Here is a 13,116-nt window from a genome sequence, read left to right as displayed (position 1 = left end):
CCCGCGCCCCAAGGGCTAGGCTCCGCGCGCGAGCTGTTTCAGTCGATCGAGTGACCCGTCGAAGAGATTCTGGTCACCCGGCAGGCTTCCGGAGCCGTTGTCGTACTGCCAGAAGGTCCACGAGGACCAGCCGGCAGGCAGGGTGCCCGCGCTCGTGGCGTTGTAGCGGGCGATCCACAAGGGGTGGTCGGCGGCGAAGGCGCGGCTGTTGCCCGTGCATGTGTTCCACCAGTGGGTGGTCGTGTAGATCACCGGACGGCGGCCGGTGAGCCGCTTGACCTCGTCGCTGAACGACTTGATCCACCCGGCCATCCTCGCCTTGCTCAGGCCGTAGCACTTGCGCTTCTTGTCGTACGGGTTGTATTCGATGTCGAGCGCGGGCGGCAGTGTCCAGCCGTCCGCGGTCCAGCCGCCGCCGTTGCGCACGAAGTGCGCCGCCTGCGCCTGGCCCGACGACCGGTTGGGTAGTGCGAAGTGGTAGGCGCCGCGGATGAGGCCCGCCTTGCGCGAGCCGTTGTACTGCTGGCCGAAGTAGGGGTTGCGGTACGTGGTCGACTCGGTCGCCTTGACGTAGACGAACCTGGCCCCCTTCGCCTTCGCCCTCTGCCAGTCGACGTTCTTCTGGTGCGACGAGACGTCGTGTCCCTTCGGGCGGCTCGCCCCCGAGGCCGGAGCCTCGGCGAGGACGGTGCCTCCCAGCGCGAGTGCCGCCGCGTACGCGGCGAGCCGGCGGCAGCGGTGTCGGGACGGTGTGCGGTCACGGGCCATGTTTCCCCCGGAATGGCGACGTGCACGGCAAATCCCCCAGAGAGTACTGGAAGTTCGGTGAATGCCCGAAGATCTCCGGCCAAGAGAGATCCGTGCCGTGTCTGTGTGGATATGCGCCCTTACGGATGCTTGGCTTCCGGCCTAAAGTGCCCCCGCCCGGCGGCGCGTTGGGGGTGTGCCTGGCAGGATCGCCGCATGGTTGAGCAGCGAGGCGACGGGCGGGGCGCGGGGGGCGCCCGGGGCGACGGACAGGATGTGGGGGAGTCTCGGCGGAGGGGTGTGCGCCCCGAGGAGGCGCGCGCCTGGGAGGAACTCGTCACGACGGCCCGCCGGACCGTCTCCGACGGACTCGTCGTCGGCACGTCCGGGAACGTCTCGGTGCGTGTCGGGGACACGGTCCTGGTCACGCCGTCGGGCGTCCCCTACGACCGGCTGGCGCCGGACGACGTGACCGGCGTCGGCCTCGACGGCCGGCAGGTCCTCGGCACGCTCGTCCCGACCAGCGAGCTGCCCATGCACCTCGCGGTCTACCGCACGACCGGCGCCCGTGCCGTCGTCCACACCCACGCCGTGCACGCGACGGCCGTCTCGACGCTCGTGAGCGAGCTGCCGCTGATCCATTACATGGCCGCCGCGCTCGGCGGACCCGTCCGAGTTGCCCCGTATGCCACGTACGGCACCGACGAGTTGGCCGAAAACATGCTCCGCGCCCTCGCCGACCGCTCCGGCTGCCTCCTCCAAAACCACGGCACCATCACCCACGGCGCGTCCCTGGACCAGGCCTACGACCGAACCGCCCAGCTGGAGTGGATGTGCCGCCTGTGGCTGACCGCCACATCGGTACCGGGCCTCTCCCCGAGCCTGCTGTCCCGGGAGCAACTGGCGGAGGTCCAGGAACAACTGCGCGGCTACGGCCAGCACCGCTGAGGTTCCGTACTGGAGCCCTGGAGCCCTGGAGCCCTGGAGCCCTGGAGCCCTGGAGCCCTGGAGCCCTGGAGCCCTGGAGCCCTGGAGTCCCGGACGCCCCGGATGCCCGGACACCCCGGCCCCGCCGGGCTGGCCCTACCGACCTATCCTGCCCCGGCCGACGCCGACCGCTTTCGCCCTGCCGGCCGGGTTGCCACCGGCCGACGGCCGACGCCGCCTACTCTCGGGCCCCCGGGGTGCCCGTCAGGCCACGCGCTGCTCGCGCCGCTGCCCGGGGACGAAGGCCATGGTGGGCGGGATGCCCGGGCCTCGACCCTCCGGGCGCAGCCGGCACGCCGCCCTGCCTCGCGTTTCCCCCGGGGGCTGCCCCGTTACGTCGCCCGTTGCTCGCGTCGTCGCCCTACGAAATCGCCGCTCGCCCGTGCCCTGTTCTCCGGGCGCAGCCGCGGCGCCGTCGGCCTCCGGGTGGGCGCCCTGCCGTCCGGGCGCAGCCGGCACGCCGCCCTGCCTCGCGTTTCCCCCGGGGGCTGCCCCGTTACGTCGCCCGTTGCTCGCGTCGTCGCCCTACGAAATCGCCGCTCGCCCGTGCCCTGTTCTCCGGGCGCAGCCAGGGCGCCGTCGGCCCCGGGTCGGCGCCCTGCCGCCGTCCGGGCTCAGCCGCCACTTCGTCGCTCGCCCGCGCCCTGCTCTCCGGGCATATCCACGGCACAGCCGGCCACTGGTCGGCGCCCTGCCCTCCGGCGCAGCCACCACACTGCCGCCCGACCCCGCCCTGCTCCCGGCGCAGCCGCCCCCGCCGACGCCCCGCGCCCCACACCACGCTCTCCGTGCCCGTCACCCCGCCGCTGCCTCCCACTGGTCGCTCGAGCGGTCCGTCGGGACACTGGAGCCGTGCGCACTGTCAGAGCGACGGCCGCTGCCGTCACCGCCGTGATCGGAGTCGGCGTGGCCGCCGTGGCCGCCGGACGGTTCGCCAGTGACGCCGCGCTCAAGGCGCCTCCCGGCCGGCCCCTGCCCACCGAGCCCCGGCTCACCGTGCACGGCACCGCCGCGGGGCAGATCATCCTCACCCGGGATCTGGCCGCCCTGCGGCCCGGCCGCTACGGCCTGTCCGGCAACGGCTCCCACGCGGTCGTCGGCCCCGTCCTGGCCAACGCCCCGACCGCCGCCGACAGCGTCGTACGCCGCCTGGAGCGGGTCACGCACGGCACCCTCGAACCCGGCGACAAGGCCTGGCTCACCCCCAACGTGTACGTCGGCAACCCGAGCGCCGCCCTCGGCCTCGAACACGCCGACATCGACATCCCCGGCGAACTCGGCGCCCTGCCCGCGTGGTTCGTGCCCGGCGCCCGGGACACCTGGGTGATCGCCGTGCACGGCCTGGGCACCACCCGGGAACTCGCCATGAACGTCATGGGGTTCCTGCACCGCAGCCGCTTCCCGGTGCTCGCCCTCGCCTACCGCGGCGACCTGGGCGCTCCCCGCCAGCCCGACGGCCTGAACCACCTCGGCGAGACCGAGTGGCGCGACCTCGACGCGGCGATCCGCTACGCCGTGCGCTACGGCGCCCGGCAGGTCGTCCTGCACGGCTGGTCCACCGGCGCCACCATGGCCCTGCGCGCCGCCGCGCACTCGGGGCTGCGCGACCGCGTCTCCGGGCTCGTCCTGGACTCCCCGGTGCTCAGCTGGGAGACCACCCTGCGCGCCCTCGTCGCGGCCCGGCGCATCCCGGGAGCGCTGCTGCCCCTGGCGGTTCGCGCCGCACAGGGCCGCACCGGCCTGTACGGTGACCGCGTCCCGGGGACGGCCCCCGCCGACAGCCTCCGGGTCCCGGCGCTCGTCTTCCACGGACCGGACGACACGGTGGCCCCCTGGCAGCTCTCCCGCCGGCTCGCCGACGCCCGCCCCGACATGGTCGCCCTCCGCACCGTAGGCAACGCGCCCCACGGAGCGATGTGGAACGCCGACCCGCGCTCCTACGAGGAGGCGCTGCGGCGCTTCCTGACCCCTCTCATGTGACCCCGACGCGTCACGCACCCCCCCCGTTCACGCCCCCTTCGCCCCCTCGCAACCACGTCCCGTCCCGCTCCCTACCGACCGGTCGTGACGATTCCGTTTAGCGTCGTACCACTGGCCTGTTTGCGGCCCTCGACCATTCGTCGGACCCCGTGCGTTGGCCATCCCCGTCGCCCGCCGTGACATTCCGTTTGGGTTTTCGGACCGTCAACCGGAAGACTGCCCCCGTGACGTCCCGTATCCCGCGCGACTCCAGGCTTCGACTCGTCCGCCCGCGACCCCTGGCCGCCGCCCCCAGAGCGATGAACCAGCGGCGCTCGCGCCGACCCGCGCCGCGCCCCCCGGAGGGCACCCCGGCACCGGCCGAGCTGGCCAGAATGGCACGCTCAGGTCTTGCCGACGCGGCTCGCGTCGCCCGCTGGGCCGACACCGAGCTCGGCCCCGGCCGGGGCAGCGCCACCGCCGACGGCAAGGCCACCCTCTCCGCCGCGACCGCCGAACGGGCCGCCCGCGAGTTGGGCCTGACCCCGGATCAGGTCAGAGCCGACTGGGACACCGCCAGGCTCGCCGGTCTCGTCGAGGTGCACGGCGACAGCGCCCGCCCCGGCTGGCGGCTGCGCGCCTGGAACCGCGACGACAGCGCCGTGCTGCGCGGCTGGGTCGCCCTCTTCGACGCCTGGTCGCTCGCCTATCCGGAACCCGAGGGCCACGAGCCCGCCGCCGTCGCCGAGGTCGTCTCGGCCATGCCGCAGGCGCTCTCGTTCCTCCAGCTGTCCGCCGGCCCCGTCCCCGTGGAGCAGCTCCTCGACCTCCTGGAGCAGCGCGTCACCGAGCTGCGCACCGCACGCTGCGAGATCCCCTACGGCCCGCAGCCCGAGCCGTCGGCCGAACCGGAGCCCACCGACGCCCCGCTCGCCCCGCTCCTCGACTGGGCCCTGCGCGCCCTCGCCTCCGTCGGCGCCCTCACCTACGGCGACGGCCAGGCCACACTCACCCCGCTCGGCAGCTGGGCCGTCTGGGTCAAGCTGGAGCAGATCTGTGTCGCCGCGCAAAGCCCCGCCGGGAACATCGAGCAGGCGGCCGAGGACATGCTCCGCGGCTGCGCCCAGCTGCGCCCGAACGCGGCCCGCGCCGAGTACCGGGCCTGGCTCGCCGCCCGCCCCGTCGGCAGCGCCGTCACCGAACTCCTGGCCGCCGCCCGAGGCGAGGACGCCCTGCTGCGCGGTCTCGCCTTCGAGGCGCTGCGCGTGGTCGGCGCCCCCGCCGAGCCGGACGTCCGCGCCGTGCTGGACGAGCCGACGCTCAGGCCGTACGCGCTGCTGTGGCTGGCCGAGCACGACGGGGCCGACCCGGAGGACGCCCACGAGGTCCTCACCCGGGAGGAGGCGACCTGGCTGTGGGTGGACACCGCCGCCGCCGTCGCCGACCACGGTGAGGCCCCGCTGCTCGTCCGCCACCTGGAGTCCGCCGTACAGCCGACCATCCCGATGCTGCTGGACGAGGTGCGGGCCGTGGGCCACCCCCGGACCGTGCAGGTCCTGGTCGCCCTCGCCGCGGCACACCCGGACCCGGCTCTGGCCAAGGCCGTACGCCGGGCCGCGTTCCAGGTGCACACCGGAGGCAGCTAGCCGCAGCCGCCGCCGTGGGCCGTCAGCCCGGTATCTCGGGCGCGTACGTCCCGAAGCTCCACACGTTGCCCTCGAGGTCCCGGGCCAGGTAGTCCCGCGAGCCGTAGTCCTGGTCCGTCGGGGGCATCAGGATCTCCGCGCCGTGGTCCACGGCGCGGCGGTGGTGGGCGTCCACGTCGTCCACCACGACGTACACCCCGGTCGTGCCCGCGTCCTTCATCGCCTTGTCGAAGACGCTGCCGGTGCCCTTGGTGCCGACCATCACCGCGCCGTTGCCCTGCACCAGCTCGGCGTGCATCACCGCGCCGTCCTCGCCCTCGTACACCGACAGCTCCGTGAAGCCGAAGGCCTCCGTGAGCTGCCGGATCGCCGCCTTCGCGTCGGCGTACAGCAGCGTCGGGTAGATGCTCGGACGCCCTCCGGACGTGCCTGCCATACCGATCACTCCCTTGTGCTCGGTCGCCGGAAATCCGATGATCCGGTCCTGCTGCTCAGTCTGGCACCCACCACTGACAACGACCCGGCGAGACGAACCGAACACCCGCACGCAGAAAAAGTGGTTGCACCGCCCCGTTAGACTGTCCCCCATGGCCTTTCTCCTCGCGCATTAGACGGCGGGAACGTCCTCAGCCGCCCATCCCGCCCCCGTATCCGCCCTGGAGTCTGTCCGTGATCTCCGCCTCCGGTATCGAGCTGCGCGCCGGTGCCCGCGTCCTCATCGAAAACGCCACCTTCCGGGTCGCCAAGGGCGACCGCATCGGCCTCGTCGGCCGCAACGGCGCCGGGAAGACCACCCTCACCAAGTGCCTGGCGGGCGAGGGCATGCCCGCCGGCGGCACCATCACCCGTTCCGGCGAGGTCGGCTACCTCCCGCAGGACCCGCGCACCGGCGACCTCGACATCCTCGCCCGGGACCGCATCCTCTCCGCCCGCGGCCTGGACGTACTGATCCGCAAGATGCGCGACAACGAACAGCGCATCGCGGGCGGCCAGGGCGCCACCCGTGAGAAGGCCCTCAAGCAGTACGAGCGCCAGGAGACGGAGTTCCTCACCAAGGGCGGGTACGCCGCCGAGGCCGAGGCCGCCACCATCGCCGCCGCGCTCAACCTGCCCGACCGGGTGCTCGGCCAGCCCCTGCACACGCTCTCCGGCGGTCAGCGCCGCCGCATCGAGCTGGCCCGGATCCTGTTCTCCGACGCGGACACGCTGCTGCTCGACGAGCCGACCAACCACCTCGACGCCGACTCGATCGTCTGGCTGCGCGACTACCTCAAGACCTACCGCGGCGGCTTCATCGTGATCTCCCACGACGTCGACCTGGTCGAGACGGTCGTCAACAAGGTGTTCTACCTGGACGCCAACCGCGCCCAGATCGACATCTACAACATGGGCTGGAAGCTCTACCAGCAGCAGCGCGAGGCCGACGAGAAGCGCCGCAAGCGCGAGCGCGCCAACGCCGAGAAGAAGGCCGCCGCGCTCCATTCGCAGGCCGACAAGATGCGCGCCAAGGCCACCAAGACGGTCGCCGCGCAGAACATGGCCCGCCGCGCGGACAAGCTGCTGTCCGGCCTGGAGGCGGTGCGCCAGTCCGACAAGGTCGCCAAGCTGCGCTTCCCGGAGCCCGCGCCCTGCGGCAAGACCCCGCTGATGGCCGAGGGCCTGTCGAAGTCGTACGGCTCGCTGGAGATCTTCACCGATGTCGACCTGGCGATCGACAAGGGCAGCCGCGTCGTCATCCTGGGTCTCAACGGCGCCGGCAAGACCACCCTGCTGCGACTGCTGGGCGGCGTCGAGCAGCCCGACACCGGCGCGGTCGTCCCCGGCCACGGCCTGAAGCTCGGCTACTACGCGCAGGAGCACGAGACCCTCGACCCCGACCGCACGGTCCTGGAGAACATGCGCTCCGCCGCGCCCGACATGGACCTCGTCGAGGTCCGCAAGGTGCTCGGCTCGTTCCTGTTCTCCGGCGACGACGTCGACAAGCCCGCCGGTGTCCTCTCCGGCGGCGAGAAGACCCGCCTGGCGCTCGCCACCCTGGTGGTCTCCTCGGCGAACGTGCTGCTCCTCGACGAGCCGACCAACAACCTCGACCCGGCCAGCCGCGAGGAGATCCTCGGCGCGCTGCGCACCTACAAGGGCGCGGTCGTCCTCGTCACGCACGACGAGGGCGCCGTCGAGGCGCTCCAGCCGGAGCGGATCATCCTGCTGCCCGACGGCGTCGAGGACCTGTGGGGCGCCGACTACGCGGACCTCGTCGCCCTCGCTTGATCGAATGCGTGATCAACGGCGTATGGATCATTCGGCCTAGCGGTGATCCACCATCTGTGTGAGATCTCCTCGTACCGAGGTGTGTCCTACATCGATTGCGCGGCCGCGCCCCCGATTCTTCGGGGCTCGGCCGCGACGCCTTTCTGACCTGGCATTTCCCGTGGCATTCCGTTCGGCTGTACGGACGCCCCTCTTCGGAATTTCGTATTCCGCTTGTGGGGATGCGCTCCCGTCGTCACAACCTTGTCTCACGGACCTTGCCGAATGGGTGGCCATCAGGGCCCGGAGGGGTGATCATGAGGAGACCAGAGCGCACTTCCCATGAGGAGGCACGGGTGGCCGAGACTCTGAAGAAGGGCAGCCGGGTAACCGGCGCCGCGCGCGACAAGCTCGCGGCAGACCTGAAGAAGAAGTACGACGCCGGTGCGAGCATCCGGGCGTTGGCCGAGGAGACCGGCCGCTCGTATGGCTTTGTGCACCGCATGCTCAGTGAGTCGGGCGTCACGCTGCGAGGGCGTGGCGGGGCGACGCGGGGTAAAAAGGCCACGGCCTGACCCCGGGTGGCCCCTCGGCTTCGATGGTGGCCACCCGGTCGGTCGGCTGACCGGCCGGGTGGTTACTGTGCAGTCACTTGGCTGACCGCACACATCGGAGGCGTCCATGGCTTCGCCCGACAAGGACCTCGTTCCCGCACTCGACAAGGACGGCGTACGGCTCACCGTCGACGACGCCATCGCCACGGTGACGCTGACCAACCCGGCCAAGCGCAACGCGCAGAGCCCCGCTCTGTGGCGGGCGCTGACCGAGGCCGGGCGGCAGCTGCCTGGCTCCGTCCGCGTCGTGGTGCTGAGGGCCGAGGGCAAGTCCTTCTCGGCCGGTCTCGACCGGCAGGCGTTCACGCCCGAGGGCTTCGACGGGGAACCGTCGTTCATCGACCTCGCGCGTGGGAGCGACGCCGAGCTGGACGCGACCATCGCCGAGTACCAGGAGGCGTTCACCTGGTGGCGGCGCAGCGACATCGTCTCCGTCGCCGCCGTCCAGGGGCACGCCGTCGGGGCGGGCTTCCAGCTCGCCCTCGCCTGCGATCTGCGCGTCGTCGCGGACGACGTGCAGTTCGCCATGCGCGAGACCAGCCTCGGACTCGTGCCCGACCTGACGGGCACGCATCCGCTGGTGGGGCTCGTGGGATACGCCCGCGCGCTGGAGATCTGCGTGACCGGGCGCTTCGTCACGGCCGAGGAGGCCGTGAGCACCGGGCTGGCCAACGTGGCCGTGCCCGCCGACCAACTCGACGACACGGTCCGCGATCTCGCGGCGGCCGTGCTCGCCGCTCCCCGCGACGCGGTCATCGAGACCAAGGCGCTGCTGAGCGGCGCCCAGGACCGCACCTACGAGGCCCAGCGCGGCGCGGAACGCCAGGCCCAGGCCCGCCGGCTGCGGGACCTCGCGGGCGTCGGGGACTGAGCCGGGCGGCTTCCTGGCTGCGCGGTGCCCGCGACCCGCGACGGGCATCGCCGGCCACTCAGCCGATCCCGGTCACCAGTACCGCCACCGTCGGGTGGTCCGGCAGTTTCGTCCGCACCGCTGTGCGGACCCCGCGCGCCACGTCCCGGGCCCGGTGGTCCTCGCGCACCGCGAGTTCCAGCCGGACGTGGCGGTGCGGCAGCGCGGCGTCGCCCGGGAGCTGCTCGATGTGCACGGGGTGGCCCAGCGCGCCGGTCAGATGAAGCACGCCCGGGACCTCGAGCGCGGCGGCGGCGACGCGACCCTCGTCGTCGCCCCCGGCCTGCGCGGCGCGCGGCGGCTCGGGGAGAGGCGCGGCGGGCCCGGGCGGTTCCGTCTCCTCGCCCAGCAGACCCGTCACGCGCAGGTCCACCTCCGTCACCGTCAGACCGAGTCGCTGCGTCGCGGCCGTCGCCAGCGTCGCCCGCAGCAGGGACGCCGTCGTCGGCAGCGGCTGCGAGGCCGTGGCCGCGAACTCCGCCGTCACCCGCAGCGGCCCGGGCGGCAGACCGCTCGGCGGGGCCGGCACGGCCGGGCTCCCGGTGTCCGCCGGATCGGCGAGCGCGACACGGAGCGCTCCGAGGCGCACGCCCGGAGCGTCCCCGCCGCGCGCCGCAGCACCGCCTCGGCCGCCCGCTCGGCGATCCACGCGCCGTCCCGCGCATCACCCAGCGGCAGGAGCCTGCCGAAACCCAGCTGATGTCTCACTGCCTGCGTCCACCCGTCGGCCGTCATTCCTCCAGCCTGCCGCATCAAAGGCGCGCAACCACGTAACCATGCTTACGGTGGTCGCAGGACGACAACCGAAAAGGACGTACGGCGAATGACTGACATGACCGAGAACCGGGGCGGGGAGACCGAGACGTCGGCGGCACGCCGGAGTCCGCTGACCAAGCGGGGCGGGGGAGACCCCGGCTCCCGGGGGCGGACGACCATCGCGGACGGCGTCGTGGAGAAGATCGCCGGACTGGCCGCACGTGATGTGGACGGCGTGCACGCCATGGGCAGCGGCCTGTCCCGCACCTTCGGAGCCGTGCGCGACCGCGTGCCCGGCGGCGCGAAGTCGGTGTCGCGCGGTGTGAAGGCCGAGGTCGGCGAGGTGCAGGCCGCCCTCGACCTGGAGATCGTCGTCGACTACGGCGTGTCGATCGCCGACGTGGCCCGGGAGGTACGGGAGAACGTCATCACCGCCGTCGAGCGGATGACGGGTCTCGAGGTCGTCGAGGTCAACATCGCGGTGAGCGACGTGAAGTTGCCGGACGAGGAGGAAGAGGAGCCGGAGCGACGGATCCAGTGAGGCACCAGCCACCGGAAAACGCAGCTACCGAGGAGCTGAGGAGCGCAGCATGAGCATGGCCGTCGTCGGCATGATCGCCGGCATGGCACTGGGATTCGCCGGGTACTTCGGCGGATTCGGCGCCTTCCTACTGGTGGCGGCGCTGGGCGCCGTCGGATTCGTCGTCGGCCGGTTCCTGGAGGGGGACATGGACTTCGGCGACTTCTTCCGTCCCCGTGAACGGCGGCGGTGACGACCGTGAGCGCTGGGGCGGGTGAGCTCGACAGACCCCTGACCGTCGTCGCGCCGGGCGAGCGCGGCGCGACCAGGATCGCCGACCGGGTCGTCGCGAAGATCGCCTCGCAGGCGGCCCGCGAGGCCGTCGGGACGCTGCCGCCCGACGCCGGCCGGCCGTCCGCCACCGTCGTCGTCCACCGCGAGATCGCGCACGTCCGGGTCCACCTCGAACTCGACTACCCCTGCGACGTCGGCGCGCGCTGCCGCCAGGTGCGTCGCCAGGTCGTCGAGCGGGTGGGCGCCTTGGCGGGAATGCAGGTGCCGGAGGTCGTCGTCCAGGTGGAGCGGCTGCACCTGGTCGCCGGGCCCGGCGCGGTACAGGGGAGGACGCGATGAGCGAACCCCGGGGCACCGAACCGTCCGAGCCCGAGGGCACCACACAGCGCCTGCCGGTCCTCGACACGTCGGAGACCGGCGGACCCGATCAGTCCGCGTCGGCGGCCGGGAACGGAACACCGCCCGTGTCCGGCGGCGAGGGCGGTCGCGAAGGCCGCTTCTGGTCGGCACGCCGCGTCCCGGCGGGCATCGTCGCGCTGCTGCTCCTGGGACTCGCCGGACTGTTCCTGTACGACATCGCGTCCGTGCGCGCCGACCGGCCCGTCATGAGCTGGCGCCGGGAGCTGGCCCGGCAGCTCGCCGACCGGCCCCTCGACGACATCTGGGTGCTGGTCGGGGCCGGGGTCGCCGCCGCCCTCGGGCTCTGGCTGCTGGTCCTGGCCGTCACGCCCGGCCTGCGGGACGTACTCCCGATGCGGCGTACGCACGCCGACGTACGCGCCGGACTGGACCGGGACGCCGCCGCGACCGCGTTGCGCGACCGGGCCATGGAAGTGCCCGGCGTGCAGTCGGCACGGGTACGGGTGCGCCGGAGGCGGGCGAACGTCCGCGCCGCGTCGCACTTCCGTGAACTGACCGAAGTACAAACCGACTTGGAGGCCGTGCTCAGCGACGCGGTCCGCGGACTGGGACTCTCCCGGCCGCCCGCGCTGTCGGTGCGCGTGCGGCGGCCCGGCCGGAAGGAGTGACAGCGATGCTCAGGGTCGTCAACCGCGTGTTCCTCGGACTGGTGGGCCTCGTCCTGCTGGTGCTGGGCGGCTCCGTGCTGGCCGTCGGCCTCGGCGCTCCGGCACCCTCGTGGTGGATCCACGACAGCCGCCAGGACGTGCTGCTGACCAATGCCGAACGCACCCGCTGGCGGGACGAGGGCTGGTGGTGGCCGGCCGCCATCGCCGTACTTGCCGTTCTGCTGCTGCTCGCCCTGTGGTGGCTGGTCGCGGTACTCCGCCGGCGCCGCCTCGCCGAGGTCCTCGTGGACACCGGCGACGGCGAGGGCGCCCTGCTGCGCGGCCGGGCCCTGGAGCACGCCCTCACCGAGGAGGCGTCCCAGGTCGACGGCGTCGACCGGGCCCACGCCCACCTGCGGGGCCGCCGCAGCGCCCCCGAGGCCCGCGTACGGCTCGCACTGGAACCGCACGTGGATCCGGGCACGGCCCTGCACGACCTGACGACCGGCGCCCTGACCCACGCCAGAACCTCGGCGGGCCTCGCGTCACTGCCGGCGGAGGTACGGCTGAAAGGCGTCCGGCACCATCCAGAGAGAGTGAGTTGACGTACTCAGGGGCGCGGGGAACTGCGCGACGAGTCCCCACGAACCCGCAGACGAGAACGGCGCTCAGAACCCGTGCCGCGCTCCGCCGTCCACCGGCACCATGACCCCGGTCAGATAGGAAGCAGCCGGCGACAACAAAAACGCGGCTACCCGCCCGAACTCTTCGGGCGCCCCGTACCGCCGCAGCGGAATGCGCGACTCCGAAGCCGCCCTGGTCGCCTCGGGATCCGCCGACAACGCGTCCAGCTCGCGCACGCGATCCGTGTCGATGCGTCCGGGCAGCACCCCGACCACCCGGATGCCCCGCGGTCCCAGTTCGTCGGACAGCGACTTGGCGAACCCGGCCAGCCCCGGCCGCAGCCCGTTCGAAATCGTCAGCCCCGGAATCGGCTCGTACACCGACCCGGACAGCACGAACCCGATGACACCCCCGGCCTCCAACTCGGCCGACGCGGCGCGAGCCAGCCGCACCGCACCGAGGAACACCGACTCGAACGCCGCCTGCCACTGCTCGTCCGTGTTGTCGGCGACGAACCCGGCCGGCGGCCCGCCCACGCTGACGAGGACACCGTCGAAGCGGCCGAAGTGCTCCCGCGCGGCCCCGATCAGCCGGGCCGGCGCGTCGGGGTCGGCGTTGTCGACGGCCACCCCGACCGCGTTCGGGCCCAGCGCGGCCGCCGCGTCGGCGACGCTCTTCTCGTCCCGCCCCGAGACGACCACCTTCGCCCCGTCCGCGACGAGCTCCCGCGCGGAGGCGTTGCCGAGGCCGCGGGTGGCCCCGGTGACGATGTACACCCGGTCCTTCAGTCCAAGATCCATGGTCC

Annotated in this window: 14 protein-coding genes and 1 pseudogene; 11 read left to right on the top strand and 4 right to left on the bottom strand. The window is 72.9% G+C overall.

Annotation, left to right across the window (positions count from 1 at the left end; translation table 11 throughout):
- Positions 1-15: 15 nt before the first annotated feature.
- Positions 16-768 (bottom strand): lysozyme, encoded by a 753-nt coding sequence (locus V8690_RS08970; RefSeq protein ID WP_338777146.1) that lies wholly within the window; start codon positions 766-768, stop codon positions 16-18.
- Positions 769-963: 195 nt separating this feature from the next.
- Here V8690_RS08970 and V8690_RS08965 point away from each other — a divergent pair, with 195 nt between their 5' ends.
- The 3 genes from V8690_RS08965 (at position 964) to V8690_RS08955 (ending at position 5,339) form a co-directional block, all read left to right on the top strand.
- Complete coding sequence (locus V8690_RS08965; RefSeq protein ID WP_338777145.1) at positions 964-1,695, top strand: class II aldolase/adducin family protein; 732 nt, start codon at positions 964-966, stop codon at positions 1,693-1,695.
- Between the two features lie 891 nt (positions 1,696-2,586).
- On the top strand, positions 2,587-3,714 hold the full coding sequence (locus V8690_RS08960) for an alpha/beta fold hydrolase (RefSeq protein ID WP_338777144.1): 1,128 nt from the start codon (positions 2,587-2,589) through the stop codon (positions 3,712-3,714).
- Positions 3,715-4,013: 299 nt separating this feature from the next.
- Positions 4,014-5,339, top strand: coding sequence for a hypothetical protein (locus tag V8690_RS08955; RefSeq protein ID WP_338785291.1), 1,326 nt, complete (start codon positions 4,014-4,016; stop codon positions 5,337-5,339).
- A 22-nt stretch (positions 5,340-5,361) separates the two neighbouring features.
- Here V8690_RS08955 and V8690_RS08950 read toward each other — a convergent pair whose 3' ends face one another.
- Positions 5,362-5,775: a VOC family protein gene (locus V8690_RS08950; RefSeq protein WP_338777142.1), complete on the bottom strand. Its 414-nt coding sequence runs from the start codon at positions 5,773-5,775 to the stop codon at positions 5,362-5,364.
- 233 nt (positions 5,776-6,008) lie between these two features.
- Between V8690_RS08950 and V8690_RS08945 the strand changes: the two genes are divergently transcribed.
- The 3 genes from V8690_RS08945 (at position 6,009) to V8690_RS08935 (ending at position 9,071) form a co-directional block, all read left to right on the top strand.
- Complete coding sequence (locus V8690_RS08945) at positions 6,009-7,607, top strand: ABC-F family ATP-binding cassette domain-containing protein (protein ID WP_338777141.1); 1,599 nt, start codon at positions 6,009-6,011, stop codon at positions 7,605-7,607.
- Between the two features lie 335 nt (positions 7,608-7,942).
- Positions 7,943-8,161, top strand: a complete 219-nt coding sequence (locus V8690_RS08940) for a helix-turn-helix domain-containing protein (RefSeq protein ID WP_010037790.1) — start codon at positions 7,943-7,945, stop codon at positions 8,159-8,161.
- Positions 8,162-8,267: 106 nt separating this feature from the next.
- Positions 8,268-9,071, top strand: a complete 804-nt coding sequence (locus tag V8690_RS08935) for an enoyl-CoA hydratase/isomerase family protein (protein ID WP_338777127.1) — start codon at positions 8,268-8,270, stop codon at positions 9,069-9,071.
- 58 nt (positions 9,072-9,129) lie between these two features.
- On the opposite strand, the pseudogene V8690_RS08930 reads toward V8690_RS08935, so the two are convergent.
- A pseudogene (locus tag V8690_RS08930) lies at positions 9,130-9,845 on the bottom strand (nucleopolyhedrovirus P10 family protein).
- A gap of 88 nt (positions 9,846-9,933) precedes the next feature.
- On the opposite strand from V8690_RS08930, the gene V8690_RS08925 reads away from it, so the two are divergent.
- The 5 genes from V8690_RS08925 to amaP are packed head-to-tail and all read left to right on the top strand — an operon-like array spanning position 9,934 to position 12,292.
- On the top strand, positions 9,934-10,407 hold the full coding sequence (locus V8690_RS08925) for an Asp23/Gls24 family envelope stress response protein (RefSeq protein WP_338777126.1): 474 nt from the start codon (positions 9,934-9,936) through the stop codon (positions 10,405-10,407).
- A 49-nt stretch (positions 10,408-10,456) separates the two neighbouring features.
- On the top strand, positions 10,457-10,639 hold the full coding sequence (locus V8690_RS08920; RefSeq protein WP_086852176.1) for a hypothetical protein: 183 nt from the start codon (positions 10,457-10,459) through the stop codon (positions 10,637-10,639).
- Positions 10,636-11,019, top strand: coding sequence for a hypothetical protein (locus V8690_RS08915; RefSeq protein WP_338777120.1), 384 nt, complete (start codon positions 10,636-10,638; stop codon positions 11,017-11,019). Before V8690_RS08920 ends, V8690_RS08915 begins: the two co-directional genes overlap by 4 nt.
- Complete coding sequence (locus V8690_RS08910; RefSeq protein ID WP_338777118.1) at positions 11,016-11,708, top strand: DUF6286 domain-containing protein; 693 nt, start codon at positions 11,016-11,018, stop codon at positions 11,706-11,708. The genes V8690_RS08915 and V8690_RS08910 overlap by 4 nt, the downstream gene beginning before the upstream one ends.
- The gene (gene amaP / locus V8690_RS08905; RefSeq protein WP_338777116.1) at positions 11,705-12,292 is read left to right on the top strand and encodes an alkaline shock response membrane anchor protein AmaP; all 588 of its coding nucleotides are present in this window, start codon (positions 11,705-11,707) and stop codon (positions 12,290-12,292) included. The genes V8690_RS08910 and amaP overlap by 4 nt, the downstream gene beginning before the upstream one ends.
- 63 nt (positions 12,293-12,355) lie before the next feature.
- Here the strand turns inward: amaP and V8690_RS08900 are convergent, their stop codons facing one another.
- A complete protein-coding gene (locus tag V8690_RS08900) occupies positions 12,356-13,111 on the bottom strand; it encodes an SDR family oxidoreductase (protein ID WP_338777115.1) in 756 nt (251 codons plus the stop codon).
- Positions 13,112-13,116: the final 5 nt, after the last annotated feature.

The sequence above is a fragment of the Streptomyces sp. DG1A-41 genome, assembly GCF_037055355.1.
Taxonomy (GTDB): Bacteria; Actinomycetota; Actinomycetes; order Streptomycetales; family Streptomycetaceae; genus Streptomyces.
The sequence above is the reverse complement of the archived record's forward strand: the minus strand, read 5'-3'. Positions and strand labels throughout refer to the sequence as shown.

Bases quoted from the DNA above. Each gene is read 5' to 3' on its own strand.
- V8690_RS08970 (WP_338777146.1), bottom strand. From the start codon at position 768: ATGGCCCGTGACCGCACACCGTCCCGACACCGCTGCCGCCGGCTCGCC.
- V8690_RS08965 (WP_338777145.1), top strand. From the start codon at position 964: ATGGTTGAGCAGCGAGGCGACGGGCGGGGCGCGGGGGGCGCCCGGGGC.
- V8690_RS08955 (WP_338785291.1), top strand. From the start codon at position 4,014: ATGAACCAGCGGCGCTCGCGCCGACCCGCGCCGCGCCCCCCGGAGGGC.
- V8690_RS08950 (WP_338777142.1), bottom strand. From the start codon at position 5,775: ATGGCAGGCACGTCCGGAGGGCGTCCGAGCATCTACCCGACGCTGCTG.
- V8690_RS08935 (WP_338777127.1), top strand. From the start codon at position 8,268: ATGGCTTCGCCCGACAAGGACCTCGTTCCCGCACTCGACAAGGACGGC.
- V8690_RS08925 (WP_338777126.1), top strand. From the start codon at position 9,934: ATGACTGACATGACCGAGAACCGGGGCGGGGAGACCGAGACGTCGGCG.
- V8690_RS08920 (WP_086852176.1), top strand. From the start codon at position 10,457: ATGAGCATGGCCGTCGTCGGCATGATCGCCGGCATGGCACTGGGATTC.
- V8690_RS08910 (WP_338777118.1), top strand. From the start codon at position 11,016: ATGAGCGAACCCCGGGGCACCGAACCGTCCGAGCCCGAGGGCACCACA.
- V8690_RS08900 (WP_338777115.1), bottom strand. From the start codon at position 13,111: ATGGATCTTGGACTGAAGGACCGGGTGTACATCGTCACCGGGGCCACC.